Source organism: Sphingomonas cellulosilytica, assembly GCF_052321755.1.
In the GTDB taxonomy this organism is placed as follows: Bacteria; Pseudomonadota; Alphaproteobacteria; order Sphingomonadales; family Sphingomonadaceae; genus Sphingomonas.
Genome location: NZ_JBQRTT010000008.1, coordinates 67617 through 83397, shown reverse-complemented (window position 1 = coordinate 83397; position 15781 = coordinate 67617). Strand labels below are relative to the sequence as shown.

The following is a 15781-nucleotide window of genomic DNA, read 5'->3' as shown; positions in this document are numbered from 1 at the left end:
GGAGAGAGGCAGATGGAGATCACGCGGCGCAGCGTGCTGGCGGCGGGCGCCGCGACCATGGTCGGCGGCAGCGCGCGGGGCGCGCCACCGGCCGATCCGGCACCGGCCGCCGATGCCCCGAAGCTATGGCATGCCAAGCCCGCGGCGCAATGGCAGGAGGGCTATCCGATCGGCAACGGCCGCCTCGCCGCGACGATTGCCGGCCAGCCCAAGCGCGAGCGTATCCAGCTGAACGACGGCACGCTCTTTTCCGGCGGCCCCTATGACAACGTCAACCCGGACGCCCGCGCCGCGCTGCCCCGCGTCCGCGCCGCTATCGTCGCCGGCCGCTATGCCGAGGCGGAGGCGATCGCCGAAGCCTCGGTCCAGGCAAAGCCGATGCGCGAGATGTCCTATCAGTCGATCGGCGACCTGCTGCTCGACTTCGGCGGGGTCAACGACACCGCCTTTGCCGACTACCGCCGCGAACTCGACCTCGACGCCGCCATCGCCACCACCAGCTTCACCTCCGATGGCGTGCGCTACCGGCGCGAGGCCTTCGCCTCGGCGGTGGACGACGTGATCGCGGTGCGGATCACCGCCGACGCCCCCTTCGACATGGATTGCCAGCTGGTGAGTGGCCAGCGTGCGACGGCCCGCGCGGACGGCGACACGATCCGCCTCTACGGCGTCAATAACGCGGATTACGGCATTGCGGGGCGCCTGCGCTTCGCCGCCGGTGCGACGGTGCTTGCTAGCGAAGGCCGTATCGATCGGGACGGGCCGCTCCTGCGCATCCGCGGCGCGCGCGCGATCGTCGTGCTGGTGGCCGCGGCGACCAGCTTCCGCTCGCCGGTCGACGTCGGTGGCGATCCGGAAGGCCGCGTCGCCACCCGCCTCGCCGCCGCCCGCGCCAGGGGCTGGCAGGCGCTGCGCGACGCGCATGTCGCCGATCACCGCGCGCTGTTCCGCCGCCTGTCGATCACCCTCGGCGATCCCGCGGCAAACGCACGGCCGACCGATCAACGCGCCGGCCACGCACTCGACCGCGACGATCCGGCGCTCGCGGCACTGTTCGTCCAGTTCGGCCGCTACCTGCTGATCGCCGCGTCGCGCGGCGGCGAACCCGCCAACCTGCAAGGCAAGTGGAACGACCTCAACCGCCCGCCCTGGGGATCCAAATACACGATCAACATCAATACCGAGATGAATTACTGGCCCGCCGACACGGGCAATCTCGCCGAATGCGTCGAGCCGCTGACGCGGATGGTCGAGGAGCTGGCGCTGTCGGGCGCGCGCACCGCGCAGGCGATGTACGGCGCGCGCGGCTGGGTGGCGCATCACAATACCGACCTGTGGCGCGCGTCGGGACCCGTCGACCATGCCCGTACCGGGCTGTGGCCGATGGGCGCGGCCTGGCTCAGCTGCCAGCTGTGGGACCATTGGGACATGCATCGCGACCTTGCGTATCTGCGCCGCATCTACCCGCTGCTGCGCGGTGCTGCGCTGTTCCACCTCGACACGCTGCAACCCGATGCGGCGAGCGGCACGCTCGTCACCAATCCGTCGCTGTCGCCGGAGAACGATCACGGCCATGGCAGCACGCTGTGCGCCGGCCCGGCGATGGATCGCCAGATCCTGCGCGACCTGTTCGACCGCACGATCGCCGCCGCGACGCTGCTGCGCAAGGACGCCGCCCTCCGCCGCCAGATCGGCGCCGTGCGGGCGCGGCTGGCACCCGACCGGATCGGCAAGGCGGGCCAGCTGCAGGAATGGCTGCTCGACTGGGATGCCGACGCGCCCGAGCCGACGCACCGCCACACCTCGCACCTCTATGCGCTCTACCCCAGCCAGCAGATCGACGTGGAGGCGACGCCGGTGCTGGCGGCGGCGGCGCGCCGATCGCTGGAGCTGCGCGGCACGGAGGCGACCGGCTGGGCGCTCGCCTGGCGGATGAACCTGTGGGCGCGGCTGCGCGATGCCGGGAACGCGCACCTCATGGTGCGCCGCCTGCTCCAGAGCGCGCCCAACGCGCCCGGCTGGCTGGGATTGCAGCCGCCGTTCCAGATCGACTGCTTCTTCGGCGGCACCGCCGGTGTGCTGGAGATGCTGGTGCAGAGCCGCGGCGAGCGGATCGACCTGCTGCCTGCCCTGCCCGAGGCTTGGGGCGCGGGGCGCCTCGCCGGCGTGCGCGTGCGCGGCGGCTGCGTGGTGGACCTGACGTGGGCGCAGGGGCAGCCAACGGAGGTGGTGCTGCACCCGGAGGTCACCGGGCGGCGGGTGGTGCGCTTCGGCACGCGGCAGGCGGCAGTGCGGCTCACTGCGGGCCGGCCGCTACGCCTCGATCCTGCTAGCCTGATATAGCCCCGTCATTGCGAGCGCAGCGAAGCAATCCAGAGCCCCGCGTGACGCCCTGGATTGCTTCGCTACGCTCGCAATGACGGCTATCGACAGAATGGCTATCGCGCCTCGCCATAGGCCACCGGCCCCGCCGCCGGTTCGATCCCGGCCGCATCCATCACCTTGCGCGCCGCCGCCGGCCACGCGCTCCCCTGCACCGGATGATCGTCGAGGATCAGATTGTCGCCATAGGCATCCCACACCCCGCCGATGCCCTCGCTATTGTGCCAGTTGCCGGTCGCGCGGTTGCCGTAGGTGACGCGCAGCGGATAGCTCGCCTTGACCGTATTGTCGTTGAGCCACTTGCCCGCACCGTCGACGACATTGTCGCGGACCGTGATCCCCTTCGATCCCTCGTCCAGGTACAGCGCGATCTTGCCCGGAATGTCGGACACGTAGTTTTCGGCGATGATCGTGCCGGGGCTCGCCGAGAGATTGTAGATCGCGCCGCCGTCCTCGAACAGGCGCTTGGCACCGTGGATGCGGTTGTAGGCGACGATCGTGTTCCGGTGCAGCGTCGGCGTGTCGTAGACGAGGTTGGCGGGGTGATCGTAATAGCCGCGCTCGGCCATGCGATAGATCGGGTTGCCGCCCTGGTCGTTGAGGCCCCAGCCCCAGCCGATGTCGATCGCGTCGTACGGCACGTCGGACACGTCGTTGTGCAGGATCAGCGCATTGTCGACATAGGTGCTCAGCACCGCGCTATTGTCCTTGAACACCTTGCTGACCCCGGCGATGCGGTTGTTGCGGATCGTGATGTTGCGATCGGCGAGCCGCGGATCGGCCGGGTGATGCGCCGATCGGCCGATGCCGCCCGCGACGATCGCTCCGGCGGCAAGATCGGTGAAGACGTTGCGCTCGACGACGATCGACCGCGCGCCAAGGCCGGTGCCGCTCGCATGCGTCGCCGCATCGTTGCCGATGCCCAGGCCCACCTGCCCCAGATGCGCGAAGACGTTGCCGTCGAAGCTGACCCGCTCCGCCGCCGACACCTGCACCGCGGCGGGGATCTGCGACCAGTCGTTGCGCCGCGTCTCGAACGCGCGGCACCCCCAGCTGCACGTGCCGATCGGGTCGGCGGGATAGCCCGCGGTGGCGCCGGTCAGATAGGCGCCGCTCTGCTGGTTGGCATAGCCCTCCGCCGAGGATGGCCCCAGCCAGCTGGTGTAGGAAAAGCGCAGCCCCTTGAACGCAAGGTCGCGCACCGGCCGGTCGGGCGTGCCGGCGATCGCGACCAGATAGGGCAACCGCGGCAATTCGACCTTGAGCCGCGCCGGATCGGCATCGGCGGGCGGGCGCAGGTAGAGCCGGCCGCCGCGCGGATCGAGGTACCATTCGCCCGGCTGCCGCACGAAGCCCAGCGCATTGCCGAGGTACAGCCGCGCATGCTGCGGGCTGACCGGCTTCGCCAGCGTGTCATAGCCCCAGATGTTGTTCGCCCAGCCCGGTTGCCGCATCCGCAGCCGGGCGCCGTCGAGCCGTTCGGCGACGGCGATGCGATTGGTGAAGAAGCCGGTGCCTTCCACCTCCAGGCGATCGATCTGGTCGACCCCTTTGAGGCTGGCGAGCGTCGCCGCGTCCAGCGTCAACCCTGCGGTATCGAAGCGCACGGCATTGCGATCGATCGCGATCCGGCCGCGCGGTGCCAGCTGGTCGTTGACCCACAGCTGCCGCGTGTCGGTTCCCGCCGGCACCTGCGCCACATAGAGCCCGCGCGCCTTGTCGTGCAGCCGCCATTCGGTCACCGCGACGCTGCCGGCGATTACCGGATGCGCGCCCTTCGCTGCCTGCCAAGTGACGCTCAGCCCCTCTTGCCCGCCGTCCTCGGGTGCGAAGGCGAGCGGGCGGTCGAGGCGATAGACGCCATCGGCCAAGGTGACGGTGACGTCGGCACCGGCATTGCGCGTGCGGACCGCGGCCTGCGCACGGGCGAGCGTGCGGAACGGATGCGCCGCGGAGCCATCGGCGCTGTCGCTGCCGTCCGGCGCGACGAACAGGTCGACGTGGGCTGCGGGCTTGCGCTCGTCCCAAGGCTGCTTCTGCGCGGCGACCGATGCGGAGAGGGTGAGGGCCAGCAGGCTGGCGGCGGTGATCGGACGCATGGCGACTCCGTGCGGATAGGGTGAAGGGGGGATCAGACGCGGCGCAGCCGGACGGCGAGCCACGGCTTGCCGGGGAGCGCCAGCGTCGGCCGGTTCGGGTCCTGCTGGTCGTAGGCGCCCGCCTGCGCCATCGCGAACTCGCCCTCGACCGGCGTCACCGTCATGTTCCAGGTGTCGAGGATCTCGGCGCGATAGCGGTGCAGCGGCTCGCCGGGCTTCCCGGGGATGGCGACCCGCCATTCGTTCGGCTGCGCGTCGCCGAAATAATGCAGGTAATATTCCTGCGGCTTGCCGGCCATGTGATATTGCCACCACGTCTGGATCGGCTCGATGCCGGGGCGCGGCCCTTCCTCCAGCACCCGGCGCAGGAAGGCGAGGCGGGGCGCGCTGGTGCCGACCAGCCTGCCCCCCTGCCCCAGCCACGATCCGTCCGCATTGCGCCCCGCCGCGAACGTCTCGCTATGCCCCACATAGGTGCCGCCGATCGTCCCCCACCAGAAGGCGGCGACCATCTGCTCGCCCGTCAGCCGGCCCCAGCGCGCATCGATATCGCCCTCGTAGCAGACCTCGTCGAAGATCACCGCCTTGCCGGCAAAGCTGCGGTGCAGCTGCGCCGGAATGTCGCCGGTCACCGCGGCGCCGTTCTGGATGCTGGCGTGCGTGATCCACGGTTTGCGATTGTCGTAATAGACGTGGATGTTGTGGATCGAGCGCAGCCGGTCGTGCGGGTCGGCGGCTTGCAATACCTGGAACAGGTGATCCCAATCGGCGACCGTCTTGGTCTTGATGAGGTCGTATTCGTTGGCCATCGACCACCAAAGGTTGCGATACGCCCCCCAGCGCGCCGCGACGTAGCGCAGGTAGCGTTCGTCGTCGGCGCGGGTCATGTCCGAATAGCCGCGCTTGGCGTCATAGGGTTGGAAGAGGATGACATCCGCCTCGATTCCGAGGGCGCCGAGCTTGCGGATGCGATCCTCGAAGCGGCGGAAATAGGCGGGATCGAAGCGCGCCGGATCCCAATCGCGCAAGCCTGCGCCGGTGCGCACGAACGGATCGGTCGCGATCGACGCGACGTTCGGAAACACGCACATCCGCATCTTGTTGAACGGCGCCTTGGCCAGCGTCGCCAGCGTCTCGGCACAGCGCGCCTCCGATTGCAGCGCCCAGGAATAGCAGGTTGTGCCGATCTGCCGGAACGGCGTGCCGTCGGCATGGACGAAGTGATAGCCGTCGTCGGTCACCCGCACCGGCCCATGGTTGCCCTTCGCCGGCGCGACGCAGTCGAACGCACCCTTGGCCTCCGACAGGCCCGGTGCGTTGCCGCGTGTCGTCCAGGTCCAGCGGCCGAGATCGGGCGGGCTGAAGCGGATGCGGTACACGCCGTCGCCATCGTAGAAGCCCGGCACCTCGACCTCGGTATCGCCGCGGCGATAGGTCGCCGCGACCTCTACGTCGACGAAGGGGTTGCCGCTTGCCGGTCCGTGCAGCACGATCTCGTGCACGCCCCAGCGTTCGACGCTGCCGCCGGCGCGCGTCGCCGCCATCGCGGTGCCACCGGCGGCGACACCCATCGCGACCGATCCCGCCAGCACATGCCGCCGCGTGATTGCCAAGGCCCAAGCTCCTCTCTTCTCAGGCTTTCAGCTTAGCAGCACCATTTACAATATCAATGTCCTGTGGTGAGATATCAATAAGAGGCGCCGTCCGCGCCCGGAGAGGACCCGATGAGCAGCCGAGCCGCGACCCTAGAGGCGCCGACCACGACGGATGCGTCGGCGTGGAAGAATACCATCCTCGCCGGCCTCGCCAACTACATCGACGCCGGTTCGATCGTCGCAGGCGCGGCGGCATTGGCGCTGTGGATGGAGACCTATCGCCTCAGCAACACGCTCGTCGGCGTGCTCGGCGCGTTCGGCCCCAATGCGATCTCGGCGGGGGTCGGCGCGCTGATCGGCGGCCGGCTGTGCGACCTGCTCGGCCGCAAGAGGATCTACCAGTACGACATGCTCTTCTACGCCTTCGGCATGCTGTGGCTGGTGTTCGCGGCATCGGCGTGGATGGTGGTGCTCGGCTTCTTTTTGGTCGGCCTCGCCGTCGGCGCGGACATTCCCGCCTCCTGGTCGCTGATCGCCGAACAGGCGCCCGACACGGAGCGCGGCAAGCACAGCGGCGTCGCGCAGGTGCTGTGGTACATGGGGCCGACGGTCGTGCTGCTGCTGTTCCTCGTCCTGTCGCCGCTGGGGCTGCTCGGCGCGCGCATCGTCTTCGCGCATCTCGCCATCCTCGCCGTCGCGCTCACCTTCCTGCGGGCGAAGATGCATGAATCGGAACGCTGGCTGGAGGCGCAGGAACGCCCCGCCGCCCGCGCCCGCCTGCGCGACCTCTTCACGCGGCAGCATCTGAAATCCATGGCGTTCCTCGCCGGCATGTACGTGTTCTGGAACCTGTGGGCAGGCGTGAACGGCTTCTTCTTTCCATACATATTACGCACGGTCGGAAACCAGACGCAGGCGACGGCGGTGGCGGTGCAGTGCCTCAGCTTCCTGATCGGCATGGGTTCGATCGCCTTCGTGTTCATGCGGCTGGCCGACCGGGTCAACCAGCGGCTGCTGTTCCTCGCCTCCGCGGTGATCCAGGTCATCGGCATGGCGCTGCTCGCCCTCTTTCCGCTGACGCTGCCGCTCGCCATCCTCCACGTCTTCCTGATGGCGTTCGGCCAAGGCTTCGGCGCGCAGAGCTTCTTCCAGCTGTGGAGCGCGGAGATGTTTCCGACGCTGCTCCGCTCGACCGCGCAGGGCGTGATGTTCGCGGTGGTGCGCGTGTCGCTGGGCGTGTTCAGCTTCTTCGTGCCCGCGCTGACCGCCACGGGCTTCACCACGCTCGCGTGGATCCTGACCGGCTTCCTGTTCCTGAGCGGCCTGATCGGCTTCCTCGGCGCGCCGCGCAACGAGGGCAAGTCGCTGGAGGAGATCGCAGCGGCGCGGGGCTAGACGGCGCGCTCCACCGCCCGGCGCCATTCCGCGCGGCGCCGATCGGCAGCGCCGGCAGAAAGCGACGGCGTGAACCGATCGATCGCAGCCTCATCCCACGCCGCATAGCCCAGCGCGTCCGCCGCCATCCGCGCCGCGCCGAGCGCGCTCGCCTCGATCGACGCCGGCCGCAGCACGTCGCGCTGCGTCAGATCGGCGAGCAACTGCATCAGCAGCGCATTGCACGTCGCTCCGCCGCCCACGGAGATCGCTGCGATCGGCGCATCGAGGTCGGCGGCCATCGCATCCAGCACATCGCCGATCTGCAGGGCGATCGCCTCCAGCGCGGCGCGTGCGACATGCGCCGGCCGCGTGCCGAGCGTCATTCCGGCGATCAGGCCGCGCGCATCGCTGCGCCAGTGCGGCGCGCCCAAGCCGGCGAGTGCGGGAACGAAGCTGACCCCGCCGCTGTCGGGAACCTCCGCCGCCAGCGCGGTCAGCGCCGCCTCGTCAGGCAGGCCGAGCAATCGCACCGCAAACGCCGCCGCCTGCCCGGATACCGAGATATTGCCCTCCAGCGCATGCAGCACCGCGTCGCCGCGCATCCAGGCGATCGTTTCCGACAGACCGTGACCGGATCGCACCCGCGCGGCGGTCGGCGTCATCACCGAGCTGCCGGTGCCGATCGTCACCTTGGCACGGCCGGGGGCGTGGATGCCGTGGCCGTAGAGCGCCGCATGGCTGTCGCCCATCATCGCGCGGATCGGCACGCCGGGCGGCAGGGCGCATACGCCCGCCGCGACCGGGCCGAACCGGGCGTCGGAGGCGCGCACCTGCGGCATCAGCCCAAGCGGCACCGCGAACACCTCCGCCAGCCGCGCATCCCAGTCGCGCGTCGCGAGCCGCAGCAACTGGGTGCGGCTGGCATTGCTCGCGTCGGTGGCATGCACCGCACCGGCGGTAAGCCGCCACAGCAGCCAACTGTCGATGGTGCCGCAGCGCAGTTCGCCGCGCGCGGCCCGATCGCGTGCTCCGGGAACCGTATCGAGCAGCCAGGCGATCTTCGCCGCGGGAAACAATGGATCGAGGCCCAGGCCGCTGATCGCCGCCACCTCCTCGCCCAGCCCCGCCGTGGCCAGCGCCTCGCATTGCGGCTGGGTGCGCCGGCATTGCCAGATCGGCGCGGGCGCGATCGATACGCCGGTGGCCGCATCCCACAGCACCACCGTTTCGCGCTGGTTGGCGATTCCGACGGCCACGACCTCCCCGGCCGGCACCGCCGCGATCACCTCGGCGATCGCCTCCCGTACCGCCTGCCAGATCGCCTCGGCCGACTGTTCGGCCCAGCCGGGCTGCGGGTGCGACACCGTCATCGGCCGCGATGCCCGCGCCGTCACCGCGCCACTCGCCGCATCGATCAGCAGCACCTTGGTATTGCTGGTGCCCTGGTCGATCGCCAGGATCGACGGCGCAGCGCTCATCCGCCGGCCGACAGCAGGTCGCGCGCCGCATCGGCGATGCCGCGCGCGGTCAGGCCGTATTGCTCCATCAGCCACGCCGCCGACCCGGTCGGCAGGAAGCCGGGAAAGCCGAGCATCCGCATCCGCGTCGGCGCATGCCGCGCGCAGATCTCCGCCACCGCGCCGCCGAGGCCGCCATGCGCCAGCCCTTCCTCCGCGGTGACGATCGCACCGGTCGCAGCGGCGCGCAGCACCGTGGCTTCGTCGATCGGCGACACGCACGCCATGTTGACGACGCGCGCGGCGATGCCCTCCGCCGCCAGCGTCTCGGCGGCGGCGAGCGCATGGTGGACGAGCGTGCCGTTGACGATCAGCGCGATATCCCCGCCCTCGCGCAGCACCTCCGCCTCGCCGATCGCGAAGCGCTCTTGCGTGCGTTTGAGCGCCGGCACCGGCATGCGGCTCAGGCGCAGGAACACCGGCCCGTCATGCGCCAGCGCCGCTTCCACCGCCGCGCCCGTCTGCCACGGGTCGGCCGGGACGATCACCGTCAACCCATCGATCGCGCGCAACCAGGCGACATCCTCGATGCTGTGGTGCGTCGCGCCGAGTTCGCCATAAGCGACGCCGGCCGAGATGCCGCACAGCTTGACGTTGGCGCGCGAATAGCCGCAATCGACCTTGATCTGCTCCATCGCCCGCGCGGTGAGGAAGCAGGCGGCGCCGCTGACGAACGGCACCTTGCCGCCGTTGGCGAGACCGGCGCCGACGCTGACCATATTCTGTTCGGCGATGCCGACGTTGATGAGCCGATCGGGAAAGCGGGTGCGGAAGGCGCCGAGCTTCGACGATCCCACGGAATCGTTGACCACGGCGACGATGCGCTCGTCCGCCGCCGCCAGCCGCTCCAGCGTGGCGACGAAGGCGTCGCGGCAGTCGAACGTGCCGGCGGCCGGTGCGGGCGCGCTCATGCCGCCTGCTCCGCGTCGAGTTCGGCGAGCGCCTGCGCATATTGCGCGGCATCGGGCACGCCGTGATGCCAGCCGGCCTGATCCTGCATGAAGCTCACCCCCCGGCCCTTCGACGTGCGGGCGATGATGCAGCGCGGCCGGCGGCGCGGCGCCGCGGCATCGTCCAGCGCGTCGAGCAGCGCGCCGTGATCGTGGCCGTCGATCTCCACCGCCTCCCAGCCGAAGGCGCGCCACTTGTCGGCGAGCGGTTCCAGCGCGTTGGTATCCTCGGTCCGCGCCCCCTGTTGCAGGCCGTTGCGGTCGACGATGACGGTCAGGTTGCCGAGGCCGCGGTGCCCGGCGAACATCGCCGCCTCCCACATGCTGCCTTCCTGCAATTCGCCATCGCCGGTCAGCGCGAAGACGCGATAGCCGGCGCCGTCGATCTGCCCGGCCACCGCTATGCCGACCGCGACCGGAAAGCCGTGGCCGAGCGGCCCGGTGTTGGTCTCGACACCGGGCAGATAGGTGCGCACGGGATGGCCGTTCAGCCGCGAACGCGGCGCGCAATAGGTCGCCAGTTCCTCTTCCGGGAAGAACCCGGCCCCGGCGAGCGCGGTATAGAGCGCGCCCGTGCAGTGCCCCTTGCTCAGCACGAACCGGTCGCGGTCCGGCGCATCCGGCCGCGCCGGGTCGATGCGCAGCACGTCGAAATACAGTGCCGCCAGGATGTCGCTCGCCGAGAGGTCACCGCCTGGATGCCCCTGCCCCGCCTCGACGATCATGCGCAGCAAACGCCGCCGCATCCAGTTCGCCCGCTCGCGCACATGGGCCACGCGCCGGCCCCGATCCCGCTTCGTCATCGTCTCCATGGCCTTGCTATGTGAGATATCAGATCGGTTGACAAGCATATTAGCCGATTCTAGCCACGATGCAGCCCTGCGCTCATGCAAGAGGACGATCATGGCCAGCCAACAGAAATATGGTGCCGGCATCTGGCACTTCGCGACCTATGTCGATCGCTATGCCACCGATGGCTATGGCCCGCAGCGTTCGCTTCTCGAGATGATCGACATGGCGGGATCGGTCGAGGACCTGTCGGTCGTCGACATCAACTATCCCTTCGTCGATCCCTCGCTGTCGCTCGACGCGGTGGAGGCGGCGCTCGCCCGCAACGGCCTGTCGGTGATCGGCATCACGCCGGAGATCTACACCCGACGCTTCGCCAAGGGCGCGTTCACCAACCCCGATCCGGGCATCCGCCGCCTCGCCAACGCGATGGTGACCGACGCCGCCGACGTCGTCCGCCGCTTCGGCGCCGATTACGTCAAGCTATGGCCGGGGCAGGACGGCTGGGACTATCCCTTCCAGGTCGATCACGGCAAGCTGTGGCGGCACAGCATCGACGGTATCGCCGAACTGGCCGCGGCCAATCCCGACCTCAAGTTCGTCATCGAATACAAGCCGCGCGAGCCGCGCGTGCACATGAGCTACGACAGCGTGGCGCGGACCCTGCTGGGTATCGAGAAGATGGGGCTGCCCAATGTCGGCATCCTGCTCGACTTCGGCCATTCGCTGTTCGGCGGCGAAAGCCCCGCCGATGCGGCGCAGCTGGCGATCGATCACGGCCGCCTGTTCGGCATGGACGTCAACGACAACCTGCGCGGCTGGGACGATGACATGCTGGCCGGTTCGGTCCATCCGATCGAATTGTTCGAATTCTTCTACACGCTTCGCAAGAACGGCTGGGAAGGGGTTTGGCAACTCGACCAATTCCCCTTTCGCGAAGACCCGGTGGCGGTGGCCAACTCGGCGATCGGCTTTCTCAAGCATATCGAACGCGCACTGGACACGCTCGATTTCGAGGCCATGCAGGCGGCGCAGGATCGCCACGACGCGGTCGCTGCGCTCGACCTCGCCCGCAAGGCGCTCTTTTCCTCCTATTGATCGGACGGTTCCTTCATGAAACTCTGCCGCTACGGTGCTCCCGGTGCCGAAAAGCCCGCGCTCGTCGATGCCGACGGCGCGCTGCGCGACCTGTCGGGCGTGATCGCGGACCTGACGCCCGACCAGCTCGGCCCCGACGCGCTCGACCGGTTGAAGGGGCTCGACCCGGCATCGCTGCCGCTGGTCGAGGGCAGCCCCCGCTACGGCACGCCCGTCACCGGCACGCGCCAGTTCGTCGCGATCGGCCTCAACTATGCCGATCACGCCGCCGAATCGAACCTGCCGATCCCCGAAGAGCCGGTGGTGTTCAACAAATGGGTGAGCTGCATCCAGGGGCCGAACGACCCCGTCACCATCCCGCGCGATTCGACCAAGACCGACTGGGAAGTCGAGCTGGGCGTCGTCATCGGCACCCGCGCCTCCTATGTCGAAGAGGCGGACGCGCTCGCCCACGTCGCCGGCTATTGCGTCATCAACGACGTGTCGGAACGCCACTGGCAGACCGAACGCGGCGCAACGTGGGACAAGGGCAAGGGCTTCCCGACCTTCGGCCCCGTCGGTCCGTGGCTGGTGACCGCCGACGAGGTCGGCGATCCGCAGGCGCTGCGCATGTGGCTGGCGGTCAACGGCACGCGCCTGCAGGACGGCAGCACGGAAACGATGATCTTCACCGTCGCGCAGATCGTCGCTTACTGCTCGCGCTTCATGACGCTGGAGCCCGGCGACATCATCACCACCGGCACGCCGCCGGGCGTCGGCCTCGGCCAGAAGCCGGAACCCTGGTACCTCAAGGCCGGCGACGTGGTGACGCTCGGCATCGAGAAGCTGGGTGAACAGCGCCAGGAGTTCCGCGCCTGGTCCGCGAACCCCGCCGCATGACCGCGCTCGCCGTCCTCGATCTGCGCACCGAATGTCTGCGCGAGCCGATCGGCATCGCCGCCGCTCGCCCGCGGCTGTCGTGGCAAATCGAGGGCGGCGGCCGCAATCTCGCCCAGGCGAGCTACCGCATCCGCGCGACGACCGCCGACGGCGCGCCGCTGTGGGATAGCGGCGTGCGGCACGACGACGCCAGCATCGACATCCCCTATGATGGCCCGGCGCCGGGCGCGATGCAGCGCGTATGCTGGGACGTCGAGGTCACCGATACCGCCGGCCGCCAGGCCCGCTCCGCGCCGAGTTGGTTCGAGAGCGGCGTCGCCGAATGGCACGCACAATGGATCGAGGCAGAGGACGCCCACGCCGCCGCCGACCGTGCCGCGGGCGTCACCTGGATCTGGGCGGCCGATCCGCTCGCGCCCGGCGTCCACGCTTTCCGGCTCGACTTCACGGCGCCCGACGATTGCATCGGCGCAGACGTGCTGGTCGCTGCCAAGGATCATCTGCGCGGCGCCTGGATCAACGGCGAGGCGGCTCCGCTGCCCGAACGGGTCGCCTGGGGCACGCTGATCCCGCTCGCCGGCACCATCCGCCCCGGCGCCAACAGCCTCGCCCTCGCTGCAGAGGCCGACACCAGCGGCTTCTTTCCCGTCGACGGCGGCGCGGTCGCCGCACTCATCCGCCTGCATCGCGCCGAGGGCAGCACCGTCCGCCTCGCCAGCGGTCCTGGCTGGCGCGTATGGGCCGAGCCGCCCGCCGGCTGGACCGACAGGGGCTTCGACGCCGCACACTGGCCGGCGGCGCAGCGGTCGGGCTCGGCGGCGGCTGGCGATCCGCGCCCGCCCGAACCCGCCATCCACCTGCGCCACGCGTTCACGCCCGCCGCCGCCGTGGTCGGCGCACGGCTCTATGCCACGGCACTCGGCGCCTATGAGGCGCGGATCAACGGCCGCCGCATCGGCGACGCACTGCTCGCGCCCGAGATCACCGTCGCCCGCGATCATCTGCTCTACCAATGCCATGACGTCACCGAGATGGTGCAGGCGGGCGAGAACGTCCTCGGCTTCACGGTGGCCGACGGCTTCTACGCCGGTGCGTTCGGCTGGCGGATGGAGCGCTACGGCTTCGGTCCCGCGCCGCGCCGCCTGCTGGCGCAACTGCGCCTCGACCTCGCCGACGGCAGCACGCAATGGGTGACGACCGGTCCGGGATGGCGCGCGGCGACCGGTGCGGTGCTCGCGGCCGACATCTATGGCGGCGAGCGCTGCGATGCCCGCCTGCACCCGGCGGGCTGGGACAGGGCCGGCTTCGACGATCGCGACTGGCGCCCGGCCCCGATCGGCGCGGCCCCCGACGCCGCACTGATCGCGCAGGTCGCGCCGCCGCTGCTGCCGCGCCAGGTGCTCGCGCCGCAGTCCGTCACCGAACCCTCCCCCGGCCGATTCGTGCTGGATTTCGGGCAGAATGTCTCCGGCCATGTCCGCCTGTCCGTCCACGGACCGGCCGGGCAGACGGTCACGTTGCGCTTCGCCGAGCTGCTCGACGCGAACGGCCACGTCGATCAGGCCAACCTCCGCCATGCCGAGGCCACCGACCGCTATACGCTGTCCGGCGACCCGGGCGGCGAGACGTGGGAACCGCGCTTCACCTATCACGGCTTCCGCTACGTCCAGCTGGAGGGCTTCCCCGGCACCCCCACGTCCGGCACCGTGCAGGCGATCGTCGTCCACAGCGCCTGCGAGGAGACGGGGACGATGCGCATCGCCCACCCGCTCCTCCAGCGCATCTGGGACAACACGCTGTGGAGCCAGCGGTCGAACGTCTTCGCCGTCCCCACCGATTGCCCGCAGCGCGACGAGCGGATGGGCTGGATGGGGGATATCCAGGTCTTCCTCGATGCCGCCGCGTTCAACATGGACGTCGATGCCTTCCTTCGCCGCTTCCTGCTGGAGGCGCGCGCCGCGCAGCGTGCCGATGGGGCCTATCCGATCGTCGTGCCGCAGCCGCTTTCCTTCCCCGACGTGGTCACCGCCGGCTGGAGCGAGGCGGGCATCATCCTGCCCCACGGCCTTTGGCAGCGCTACGGCGACACCGCGGTGATCGATGAGAACTGGGCGGCGATGGAGCGCTGGATGGGGTTCGTCGCACGGCGCAATCCCGACCATATCTGGCGACACGATCGCGGGCTCGACCTCGGCGACTGGCTGTCGGTCGACGCGATCAAGCCCGACGACGAGACGACGCCGCGCATCCTCTGCGCCACGGCGTACTGGGCGTTGAGCGCCCGGCTGATGGCCGAGATGGCCCGCGCCACCGGCCGCGATGCCGATGCCGTCCGGTACGCGGCGCTGCGCGAGGCGATCGGCCAGGCGTTCGCCGCCGAACTAGTCGATGCGGACGGGCGCGCCGGCAACGGCAGCCAGACCAGCCAGGTCCTGGCACTGCACATGGGGCTCGTCCCCGCCGACCGCCGCGACGCCGCTGCGCAAATCCTCGCCGCGGACATCCGCGCGCGGGGCATGACCTTGTCGACCGGCTTTCTCGGCACGCCCTATCTGCTCGACGTGCTCGCCGATGCCGGGCTGTGGGGAGAGGTCGTCGGGTTGCTGCTCCAGACCCGCTACCCCTCGTGGGGCTACATGCCCTCGGTCGGGGCGACGACGATCTGGGAACGCTGGAACGGCGACGTCGGCGACCTGTCGATGAACAGCTACAACCATTACGCCTTCGGTGCGGTGGTCGGATTCTTCTACCGCCGCCTCGCCGGCATCGCGCCGGCAGCGCCCGGCTTCCGCCGCATCGCCGTGCGGCCGCGCTGGCTGATGGAGGTCGGCCGGGTCGAGGCGCGCTACCGGTCGATCCTCGGCCCGATCGCCACCGTCGTCGACGGCGACGCGCGCGGCCTGTCGCTGCTGGAGCTGGACGTGCCCGCCAATGCGGTCGCCGAGGTCGAGCTACCCCCCGATGCCGGCTGGCGGGAAGACGGCCGCTTGCTCGGCGACCATCCCGACGTGCGCGATATCGCGGACGACGGCATCGCCGTGCGCTTCACCGTCGGATCAGGCCGCTACCGCTTCACGCGGTAGCGGCGCCGCCAC

Annotated in this window: 10 protein-coding genes; 5 read left to right on the top strand and 5 right to left on the bottom strand. The window is 70.0% G+C overall.

Translation table 11 applies throughout. The features are described 5' to 3' along the window. The first annotated feature begins 12 nt into the window (after positions 1 to 12). The gene (locus ACTZQ5_RS12470; protein ID WP_443585510.1) at positions 13 to 2343 is read left to right on the top strand and encodes a glycoside hydrolase family 95 protein; all 2331 of its coding nucleotides are present in this window, start codon (positions 13 to 15) and stop codon (positions 2341 to 2343) included. A gap of 95 nt (positions 2344 to 2438) precedes the next feature. Here ACTZQ5_RS12470 and ACTZQ5_RS12465 read toward each other — a convergent pair whose 3' ends face one another. Together ACTZQ5_RS12465 and ACTZQ5_RS12460 are read right to left on the bottom strand one after the other, a co-directional pair. Next, positions 2439 to 4481, bottom strand: coding sequence for a right-handed parallel beta-helix repeat-containing protein (locus ACTZQ5_RS12465; RefSeq protein ID WP_443585509.1), 2043 nt, complete (start codon positions 4479 to 4481; stop codon positions 2439 to 2441). Positions 4482 to 4513: 32 nt separating this feature from the next. Continuing rightward, entirely contained in the window at positions 4514 to 6094 is a 1581-nt protein-coding gene (locus tag ACTZQ5_RS12460) for a DUF5060 domain-containing protein (RefSeq protein WP_443585508.1), read from the bottom strand. 111 nt (positions 6095 to 6205) lie between these two features. On the opposite strand from ACTZQ5_RS12460, the gene ACTZQ5_RS12455 reads away from it, so the two are divergent. Further along, a complete protein-coding gene (locus ACTZQ5_RS12455) occupies positions 6206 to 7471 on the top strand; it encodes an MFS transporter (RefSeq protein WP_443585507.1) in 1266 nt (421 codons plus the stop codon). On the opposite strand, the gene ACTZQ5_RS12450 is transcribed toward ACTZQ5_RS12455, so the two are convergent. The 3 genes from ACTZQ5_RS12450 to ACTZQ5_RS12440 are packed head-to-tail and all read right to left on the bottom strand — an operon-like array spanning position 7468 to position 10732. Further along, positions 7468 to 8931, bottom strand: coding sequence for an FGGY-family carbohydrate kinase (locus ACTZQ5_RS12450; protein ID WP_443585506.1), 1464 nt, complete (start codon positions 8929 to 8931; stop codon positions 7468 to 7470). The two genes, ACTZQ5_RS12455 and ACTZQ5_RS12450, sit on opposite strands and share 4 nt — an antisense overlap. Beyond that, complete coding sequence (locus ACTZQ5_RS12445) at positions 8928 to 9881, bottom strand: transketolase family protein (RefSeq protein WP_443585505.1); 954 nt, start codon at positions 9879 to 9881, stop codon at positions 8928 to 8930. Before ACTZQ5_RS12445 ends, ACTZQ5_RS12450 begins: the two co-directional genes overlap by 4 nt. Further along, positions 9878 to 10732: a transketolase gene (locus ACTZQ5_RS12440; protein ID WP_443585504.1), complete on the bottom strand. Its 855-nt coding sequence runs from the start codon at positions 10730 to 10732 to the stop codon at positions 9878 to 9880. The genes ACTZQ5_RS12445 and ACTZQ5_RS12440 overlap by 4 nt, the downstream gene beginning before the upstream one ends. Before the next feature lie 91 nt (positions 10733 to 10823). Between ACTZQ5_RS12440 and ACTZQ5_RS12435 the strand changes: the two genes are divergently transcribed. Genes ACTZQ5_RS12435 through ACTZQ5_RS12425 form a run of 3 tightly spaced genes read left to right on the top strand, consistent with a single transcriptional unit; the run spans position 10824 to position 15769 of the window. Beyond that, a complete protein-coding gene (locus ACTZQ5_RS12435; protein ID WP_443585503.1) occupies positions 10824 to 11807 on the top strand; it encodes a sugar phosphate isomerase/epimerase family protein in 984 nt (327 codons plus the stop codon). A gap of 15 nt (positions 11808 to 11822) precedes the next feature. Next, the gene (locus ACTZQ5_RS12430; RefSeq protein WP_443585502.1) at positions 11823 to 12686 is read left to right on the top strand and encodes a fumarylacetoacetate hydrolase family protein; all 864 of its coding nucleotides are present in this window, start codon (positions 11823 to 11825) and stop codon (positions 12684 to 12686) included. Further along, positions 12683 to 15769 carry an alpha-L-rhamnosidase gene (locus ACTZQ5_RS12425; protein WP_443585501.1) on the top strand — a complete coding sequence of 1029 codons (3087 nt, stop codon included), beginning with the start codon at positions 12683 to 12685 and terminating at the stop codon, positions 15767 to 15769. Before ACTZQ5_RS12430 ends, ACTZQ5_RS12425 begins: the two co-directional genes overlap by 4 nt. Positions 15770 to 15781: the final 12 nt, after the last annotated feature.

Bases quoted from the DNA above. Each gene is read 5' to 3' on its own strand.
- ACTZQ5_RS12450 (WP_443585506.1), bottom strand. From the start codon at position 8,931: ATGAGCGCTGCGCCGTCGATCCTGGCGATCGACCAGGGCACCAGCAAT.
- ACTZQ5_RS12465 (WP_443585509.1), bottom strand. From the start codon at position 4,481: ATGCGTCCGATCACCGCCGCCAGCCTGCTGGCCCTCACCCTCTCCGCA.
- ACTZQ5_RS12430 (WP_443585502.1), top strand. From the start codon at position 11,823: ATGAAACTCTGCCGCTACGGTGCTCCCGGTGCCGAAAAGCCCGCGCTC.
- ACTZQ5_RS12440 (WP_443585504.1), bottom strand. From the start codon at position 10,732: ATGGAGACGATGACGAAGCGGGATCGGGGCCGGCGCGTGGCCCATGTG.
- ACTZQ5_RS12445 (WP_443585505.1), bottom strand. From the start codon at position 9,881: ATGAGCGCGCCCGCACCGGCCGCCGGCACGTTCGACTGCCGCGACGCC.
- ACTZQ5_RS12455 (WP_443585507.1), top strand. From the start codon at position 6,206: ATGAGCAGCCGAGCCGCGACCCTAGAGGCGCCGACCACGACGGATGCG.
- ACTZQ5_RS12470 (WP_443585510.1), top strand. From the start codon at position 13: ATGGAGATCACGCGGCGCAGCGTGCTGGCGGCGGGCGCCGCGACCATG.
- ACTZQ5_RS12435 (WP_443585503.1), top strand. From the start codon at position 10,824: ATGGCCAGCCAACAGAAATATGGTGCCGGCATCTGGCACTTCGCGACC.
- ACTZQ5_RS12425 (WP_443585501.1), top strand. From the start codon at position 12,683: ATGACCGCGCTCGCCGTCCTCGATCTGCGCACCGAATGTCTGCGCGAG.